This window comes from Streptomyces sp. NPDC004542, from assembly GCF_040610035.1.
Lineage (GTDB): Bacteria > Actinomycetota > Actinomycetes > Streptomycetales > Streptomycetaceae > Streptomyces.
This window is the reverse complement of record NZ_JBEXLP010000086.1, coordinates 23,724-30,414: the sequence shown is the minus strand read 5'-3', so window position 1 is coordinate 30,414 and position 6,691 is coordinate 23,724. Positions and strand designations below refer to the sequence as shown.

The window sequence follows — 6,691 nt, the reverse complement described above, 5'->3', positions numbered from 1 at the left end:
GAGTACGTCCAGTACGCGGGCGATGCTCCGCCTTGCGAGGCACCGCACCGGACGCCGCGAGCTTCCCGGCAAACCTTTCCGGCCACAGCACTAGCTAGCCGGCCGTTCCGCCGGGGGCCGTGGACCGGGTGGTCCGGTCGAGCACGAGGTACAGGGCGGTCAGCAGTACCGTGCCCAGGCACCAGCTGGCCACCACGTCCAGCGGCCAGTGCCAGCCCCGGCGGACCAGGCCGTAGGAGACGCCGAGGACGAGGGCCGCGCAGACGCCGACGAGGGCCCGGCGGGCGGCGGGGGAGCCGAGCCAGGATCTGAGGAGCAGGGTCGCGGAGCCGTACGCGATGGCCGCCGTCGCCGTATGGCCGGAAGGGTAGTAGCCGACTCCCGGTGGCACCACGGACGTCCCGCCCCGCGCCGTCCAGTCCTTCAGCGGGATGACGATCGCCGGGACCAGCGCCATGAGGACGGCCGCGGCGAGGGGTGGCAGCCACCACCGGTCCATACCGCCGGCGCGCCCCCGCCAGGCCGCGTACACCACGGCCACGACGAGCACCGGCACGGCGACCTGCACGTTGCCCAGGTCGGCGAGGAGCGCGGAGAAGCGGTCGGGGTGGACGAGGACCCCGCTGAGGCTCTCGTCCACCCCGAGCAGCGGGCCGTGGGCCAGCACCTGCCAGGTGATGAGCGCGAAGAGGGCCACGGGAAGGCCGAACAGGAGGGGCATGGGGGACAGCCTGCCAGCCTGCCGTCCCGGACGGGCCGCGTCAGCGCGGAGCGCCGGAGGAGAAGGAGGCCGACCGCCCCGGAACAGGGGGGGTGGTTCCGGAGCGGCCGTCCGGACCGGAACGCCGCGCGCCCCGGGGGGTTTGGGGCGAGCGACCGTCCGATCGGTGAGGAGATCCGGAGCCGGAGGCCCCGGTTGTGTGCGCGAGGGCACGGCCAGGTCGAAGCTGGGGAGGCCTCGGCCTGTGACCGCCCACAGTCCCCTGTGGGCGGGGTGTATCTCTCATCTGGGGAGAACCTACGGCAGCCGGTGGCGCCAGGACAGGTGGAATCCCATCCCGCCATCCACCTCGCACACGTTCTTCACACGGCCTGCCGCAGCTGTACCTCCGCTGTCCGGCACAGGTCCGGACCAGTGGCTCCGCCGGCTCAGATCCGCGCGAAGGCCTGCTCGATGATGTCGAGGCCCTCGTTCAGCAGGTCCTCGCCGATGACCAGCGGGGGGAGGAAGCGGAGCACGTTGCCGTAGGTGCCACAGGTCAGGACGAGCAGTCCCTCCTGGTGGCAGGCCTTGGCGAGCGCGGCGGTCGCCTCCGGGTTCGGCTCCTTGGTGGCGCGGTCCTTGACCAGTTCGACCGCGATCATCGCGCCGCGGCCACGGACGTCACCGATGACGTCGAACTTGTCGGCCATGGCGGTCAGGCGGCCCTTCATGATCGCCTCGATGTTCTTCGCCCTGGCGTTGAGGTCGAACTCCTTCATCGTCTCGATGGCGCCGAGCGCACCGGCGCAGGCGACCGGGTTGCCGCCGTAGGTGCCGCCCAGGCCGCCCGCGTGCGCGGCGTCCATGATCTCGGCACGACCGGTGACGGCGGCGAGCGGCAGGCCGCCCGCGATGCCCTTGGCGGTGGTGATCAGGTCGGGGACGATGCCCTCGTCCTCGCAGGCGAACCACTGGCCCGTGCGGCAGAAACCGGACTGGATCTCGTCGGCGACGAACACGATGCCGTTGTCCGAGGCGAACTCGCGCAGCGCGGGCAGGAAGCCCTTGGCCGGCTCGATGAAGCCGCCCTCGCCGAGCACCGGCTCGATGATGATCGCGGCCACGTTGTCCGGGCCGACCTGCTTGGTGATCTGGTCGATGGCCTGCGCCGCGGCCTCGGGCCCGCAGTTCTCCGGGCCGGTCGGCCAGCGGTAGGCGTACGCCAGCGGCATCCGGTAGACCTCGGGCGCGAACGGGCCGAAGCCGTGCTTGTACGGCATGTTCTTCGCCGTCAGCGCCATCGTCAGGTTGGTACGGCCGTGGTAGCCGTGGTCGAACACGACGACCGCCTGGCGCCGGGTGTACGCACGGGCGATCTTGACGGCGTTCTCGACGGCCTCGGCCCCGGAGTTGAACAGGGCCGACTTCTTGGCGTGGTCACCCGGCGTGAGCTCGGCGAGGGCCTCGGCCACCGCCACGTAGCCCTCGTAGGGAGTGACCATGAAACAGGTGTGGGTGAAGTCGGCGAGCTGGGCGGAGGCCCGGCGTACGACGGCCTCGGCGGACGCGCCGACGCTCGTCACCGCGATGCCGGAACCGAAGTCGATCAGACGGTTGCCGTCGACGTCCTCGATGATCCCGCCACCCGCGCGCGTGGTGAACACGGGCAGCACGGAGCCCACGCCCTGCGCGACCACGGCGGTACGGCGGGCCTGCAGCTCCTGCGACTTCGGACCGGGGATGGCGGTGACGACGCGGCGCTCCTGCGGAAGTGCGCTCATGGGGGGCTCCTGGTGGTTCTGCGGCCTTGACGACTCTTTCCTGCTCTGTCACGCAGGCTAGGCCGGTGGCAGGGGAGCGGGCATGCTCCATGTGGGCGTTGTCGGGGCGTGCTGTTGTCCGTGGTGGACATGGCGGCCGGGTCCGCCCGCGAGGCGGCCCGGGAACACCCGTCCGTTCTCCCGGCCCCTCTCGGCCGTGTAAACGGTGAACTCCCCAGGAAGGGGCGTTAGATTGACTCGCTGATGGTGGACGGAACGGCTGGTCAGGGGGCAGGGGAGATGGACAGCGACGGGACGCGGGACGCCCGGGGTACGCATGCGAATCCTGTACCGCGTCCGGCGGGACCGCACGACGTCCCCGCGGTGCCGCCGCGGCCCGCGGCGCCGCCGGGGGTGCCGCCGGTGCCCGACGGCTCGCCGTTCCTGGCCTGGCTGCGGGCGCCCCGGCCGGAGGCGGCGCCGGGGGTGTGGCGGTTCGGGTACCGGCCCCGGCCGGAGGAGGAACCCGAGCGGATCCCCACGCGGCAGCTGCTGAGCGGCGCGCTGATCGCGTTCCTGGTGGGCTGGCTCGTCTGGTCGCTGCTGTGGAACGGCTACCTCGGCGGCTGGTGGGTGCTGCCGCTGGAACTGTTCACCCCCGAGTCCTGGCGCCAGGGCAACGACCGGGTCGGCAACGCCGTCCTCTGGTACAGCTACTACGTCGTGATCGCCGTCGCGATCATGCTCGTCGTGGGCCGGCTCGGCCGCTGGGGCGAGGTGTGGCGCCGCTTCGGCCCGCCCGCCTGGCGCCCCGTCACCGCGATCGCGGAACCGCCCCCCGCACCGGAGCAGGACCCCGCCGAATGGCCCCAGCTGCGGGCCGCCGGGGCCGGTGACGCCGCCGAGCGGCTCGCCGCCGAGGCGCGGGCCGGGCTCATGCGGGACGTGGACCACGCCCGGATCAGCCGTGCCTGGCAGGGCGTCCACAGCGGACGGCACAGCCTCGCCACCTTCCGCGACGCCGTGGTGAAGCACGGTGCCGCCGCCTGCCCGCACCCCTCGGGCGCCCGCGACCTGCCCACCCGGCTGGCCCGGCACGACCTCGTGACCGGGCAGGTACGCCTGGGCACCACGGCCGACGACCCGCGCAACCCGTACCACTACCGCGGCGCCGGCCTCGCCCTCGGCCCCGACCTGCTCGGCACCTCGCTGCTCGCGGTCGGCCCGGCCGGGTCCGGCAAGACCGGCGGCATCGTGCGGCCGCTCGCCGAGTCGCTGTGCCTGCACGCGCTGGCCGGCCGGGCCTCGGTCGTGGTGGTCGGCGCGGCGGGCGCCGGGATCGGCCCGGCCGACGCCTACGACGTCGTCGTACGCATCGCGCACCCCGACTCGGTGTACGACCTCGACCTGTACGGCGGCACCACCGACCCCGACGAGGCCGCCGCCGTACTGGCCGAAGCCCTGGTCGGCGACCTCGCCGACCCGCACCCCGGCAGCGACAGCCGCCGCTCCACCACCGTCCTCGCCCAGCTGCTCGGCCCGTTCCGGGCGGTCCACGACCGCTTCCCCTCGGTACCGGAGCTGCGGCAGCTCCTCGACGGCGCGCCCGGCGCGCTGGCCGCCCTGCGCAAGGCGCTGCACGACACCGGGCACGACTCGCTGATCAGGGAACTGGACGCGCGGGAACGGCAGATGGCCCACCCGGGGGACGTCGGCACCGTCCTCGCCGACCGTCTCGCACTGCTCGACCGGCCCGCCTTCGCCGGGTTCTTCGACACCTCGGGGCAGTCGCGGCCGTTCTCCCTCAAGGCCCTCGACCACCCGGTGCGGGTCCGCATCGACCTGCCCGAGCGCGGGCACGCGGACGCCTCACGGATCCTGGCCCGGCTCGTGCTCGCCCAGTTCACGGCGAGCGTCGTGGTACGGGAGGACCGCTCGCTGTTCGCCTGTCTGCTCCTCGACGACGCGACCGGCGTGGTCACCCCGGAGGCGGTCCGCGGAATCCAGCGGCTGCGGTCCGTCAACGCCGGGGTCGTGGTCACCCTGCGCACCCTCGACGACGTGCCCCGGCCGCTGCGCGGCCCGCTGCTCGGCGCCACCGGCTGCCGGATGGCGCTGTCCGGGCTGACCCCCTGGGACGGCCAGGACTTCGCCGAGGTGTGGGGCAAGGAGTGGACCGAGACCCGGGACGTCACCGACCGGCAGATCATCGCCGAGACCCCGGCCGGCAAGGCCGTGCACGTACTGCGCCGGGTGATCACCGGCAAGGCTCCGACCGCCCGGGCCGTGACGGTGCGCCAGGTGGAGCGGGAGCGGTGGTCCGCGTCCGAGCTGGCGCACGCCGTGCCCCCGGGGCACGCGGTGCTGTCGCTGACCACGGTGAAGGGCGAGCACGCCCCGCCGTTGCTGGTGGACCTGCGTGGTTGAGGTGCGTACACAAGGTCGGCGGGTGACCGTACGGTGAGGCAGAATCGGCATAGGCCGTTCATACGTCCCGGCCAAAAGATCACCAGGATCATCCGATCTCCCCAGACCTGAAGGCGCCATGCCCCCGACGCTCGCCTCGCTCGTCCACCACTCCGCGCTGCGACTCACCGTGCGCGCGGGCGAGGACCGCCTCGACGTGCCCGTCCGCTGGGCCCACGTCAGCGAGCTCGCCGACCCCGTGCCGTACATGGAGGGCGGGGAACTGCTGCTGATCACCGCGCTCAAGCTGGACGCCGAGGACCCGGAGGCGATGCGGCGGTACGTGAAGCGGCTGGCCGGCGCCGGGGTCGTCGGGCTCGGCTTCGCCGTCGGGGTCAACTACGACGAGATCCCCACGGCCCTCGTCGACGCCGCCGAGCAGGAAGGGCTGCCGCTGCTGGAGGTGCCCCGCCGCACCCCCTTCCTCGCCATCAGCAAGGCGGTGTCCGCCGCCATCGCCGCCGACCAGTACCGGGCGGTGACCGCCGGGTTCGCCGCCCAGCGGGAACTCACGCGGCAGGCGCTCTCCGCGGGCCCCGAGGGACTGCTCGGCGCGCTCGCCGCGCAGGTCGACGGCTGGGCCGCGCTGTACGACGCCTCGGGCGCCGTCGTCGCCACCGCGCCGGAGTGGGCCGGGCGGCGGGCCACCCGGCTCACCGCGGACGTGGAGCGGCTGCGGGACCGGCCCGCGCCCGCCTCGTCGGTGGTCGGCCTGCCGGACCACGAGGACCGGGTCGAGCTGCACACCCTCGGTACCGGGCGGCGGCCGCGCGCGGCGCTCGCCGTGGGCACCGCCGCCTCCCTCGGCACGGCCGAGCGGTACGCCGTGCACTCCGCCATCGCCCTGCTCACCCTCACCACCGAGCGTTCCCGGTCGCTGCACGCGGCCGAGCAGCGGGTCGGCGCGGCCGTGCTGCGCATGCTGCTCGCCGGGGAGCCGGACCACGCCCGGGCCGTCGCCGGAGACCTGTACGGCGGACTCCTCGACGCGCCCTTCCGGATGATCGTCGCCTGCCGGCTCGCCGCCGCCGACGCGGGCCGGGACCCGCTGGACGGGCTGGCCGAGACGATGGAGTCCGCCGCCGCCCGTTCCGGGGAGGCCGTGCTGGTCGTCCCGGAGGGCGAGCGGCTGGTGGTGCTCGCCGCGGACGGCGGTGCCGCGGCGGCCGCCTGCGCGGAGCACGCGGCCGCGCTGGAGACCGCGCGGACCGGGCCGGAGCAGGGCTGCGCCGACGAGGGCGAGCTGGTGGTGGGACTGTCCGCCCCCGCCGGGCCGATCGCCGCCGCGGCCGCCTACAAGCAGGCCGAGCAGGCACTGTCCGTCGCCCGCCGGCGGGGCCGCGTCCTGGTGGAGCACGAGCGGCTGGCGGCCGGATCGGTGCTGCCGCTGCTGGCCGACGACGCGGTGAAGGCCTTCGCGGACGGCCTGCTGCGCCCGCTGTACGAGCACGACGCGACGGGCCGCGGCGACCTGGTCGCCTCCCTGCGGGCCTGGCTCTCCCGGCACGGCCAGTGGGACGCGGCGGCGGCCGACCTCGGGGTCCACCGCCACACGCTGCGCTACCGGATGCGGCGGGTCGAGGAGATCCTCGGCCGATCCCTGGACGACCCCGACGTCCGCATGGAGCTGTGGCTGGCCCTGAAGGCGACATCGGCGGAGTGACACCGACGTCCCGGTCTGCGGGTCCGCTTCCCGCCGAGCGACCGCCGCGGCCGCCATCACTCCAAACCGGCGTACCGTCGCCCCGTACCCGTACGGCTC

Annotated in this window: 4 protein-coding genes; 2 read left to right on the top strand and 2 right to left on the bottom strand. The window is 74.3% G+C overall.

The window, feature by feature from the left end; translation table 11 throughout:
• Nucleotides 1-94: 94 nt before the first annotated feature.
• Both ABZX30_RS31255 and gabT read right to left on the bottom strand, forming a co-directional pair.
• Nucleotides 95-721, bottom strand: coding sequence for a phosphatase PAP2 family protein (locus ABZX30_RS31255; protein ID WP_355939561.1), 627 nt, complete (start codon nucleotides 719-721; stop codon nucleotides 95-97).
• Nucleotides 722-1,149: 428 nt separating this feature from the next.
• Nucleotides 1,150-2,484 carry a 4-aminobutyrate--2-oxoglutarate transaminase gene (gene gabT / locus ABZX30_RS31250; protein WP_355939558.1) on the bottom strand — a complete coding sequence of 445 codons (1,335 nt, stop codon included), beginning with the start codon at nucleotides 2,482-2,484 and terminating at the stop codon, nucleotides 1,150-1,152.
• A 279-nt stretch (nucleotides 2,485-2,763) separates the two neighbouring features.
• Between gabT and ABZX30_RS31245 the strand changes: the two genes are divergently transcribed.
• Together ABZX30_RS31245 and ABZX30_RS31240 are read left to right on the top strand one after the other, a co-directional pair.
• Nucleotides 2,764-4,890, top strand: a complete 2,127-nt coding sequence (locus tag ABZX30_RS31245; protein ID WP_355939555.1) for an ATP-binding protein — start codon at nucleotides 2,764-2,766, stop codon at nucleotides 4,888-4,890.
• Between the two features lie 118 nt (nucleotides 4,891-5,008).
• Nucleotides 5,009-6,592: a PucR family transcriptional regulator gene (locus tag ABZX30_RS31240; protein WP_355939552.1), complete on the top strand. Its 1,584-nt coding sequence runs from the start codon at nucleotides 5,009-5,011 to the stop codon at nucleotides 6,590-6,592.
• Nucleotides 6,593-6,691: the final 99 nt, after the last annotated feature.

Coding starts and splice junctions, on each gene's coding strand:
- ABZX30_RS31255 (WP_355939561.1), bottom strand. CDS start 721: ATGCCCCTCCTGTTCGGCCTTCCCGTGGCCCTCTTCGCGCTCATCACC.
- ABZX30_RS31245 (WP_355939555.1), top strand. CDS start 2,764: ATGGACAGCGACGGGACGCGGGACGCCCGGGGTACGCATGCGAATCCT.
- gabT (WP_355939558.1), bottom strand. CDS start 2,484: ATGAGCGCACTTCCGCAGGAGCGCCGCGTCGTCACCGCCATCCCCGGT.
- ABZX30_RS31240 (WP_355939552.1), top strand. CDS start 5,009: ATGCCCCCGACGCTCGCCTCGCTCGTCCACCACTCCGCGCTGCGACTC.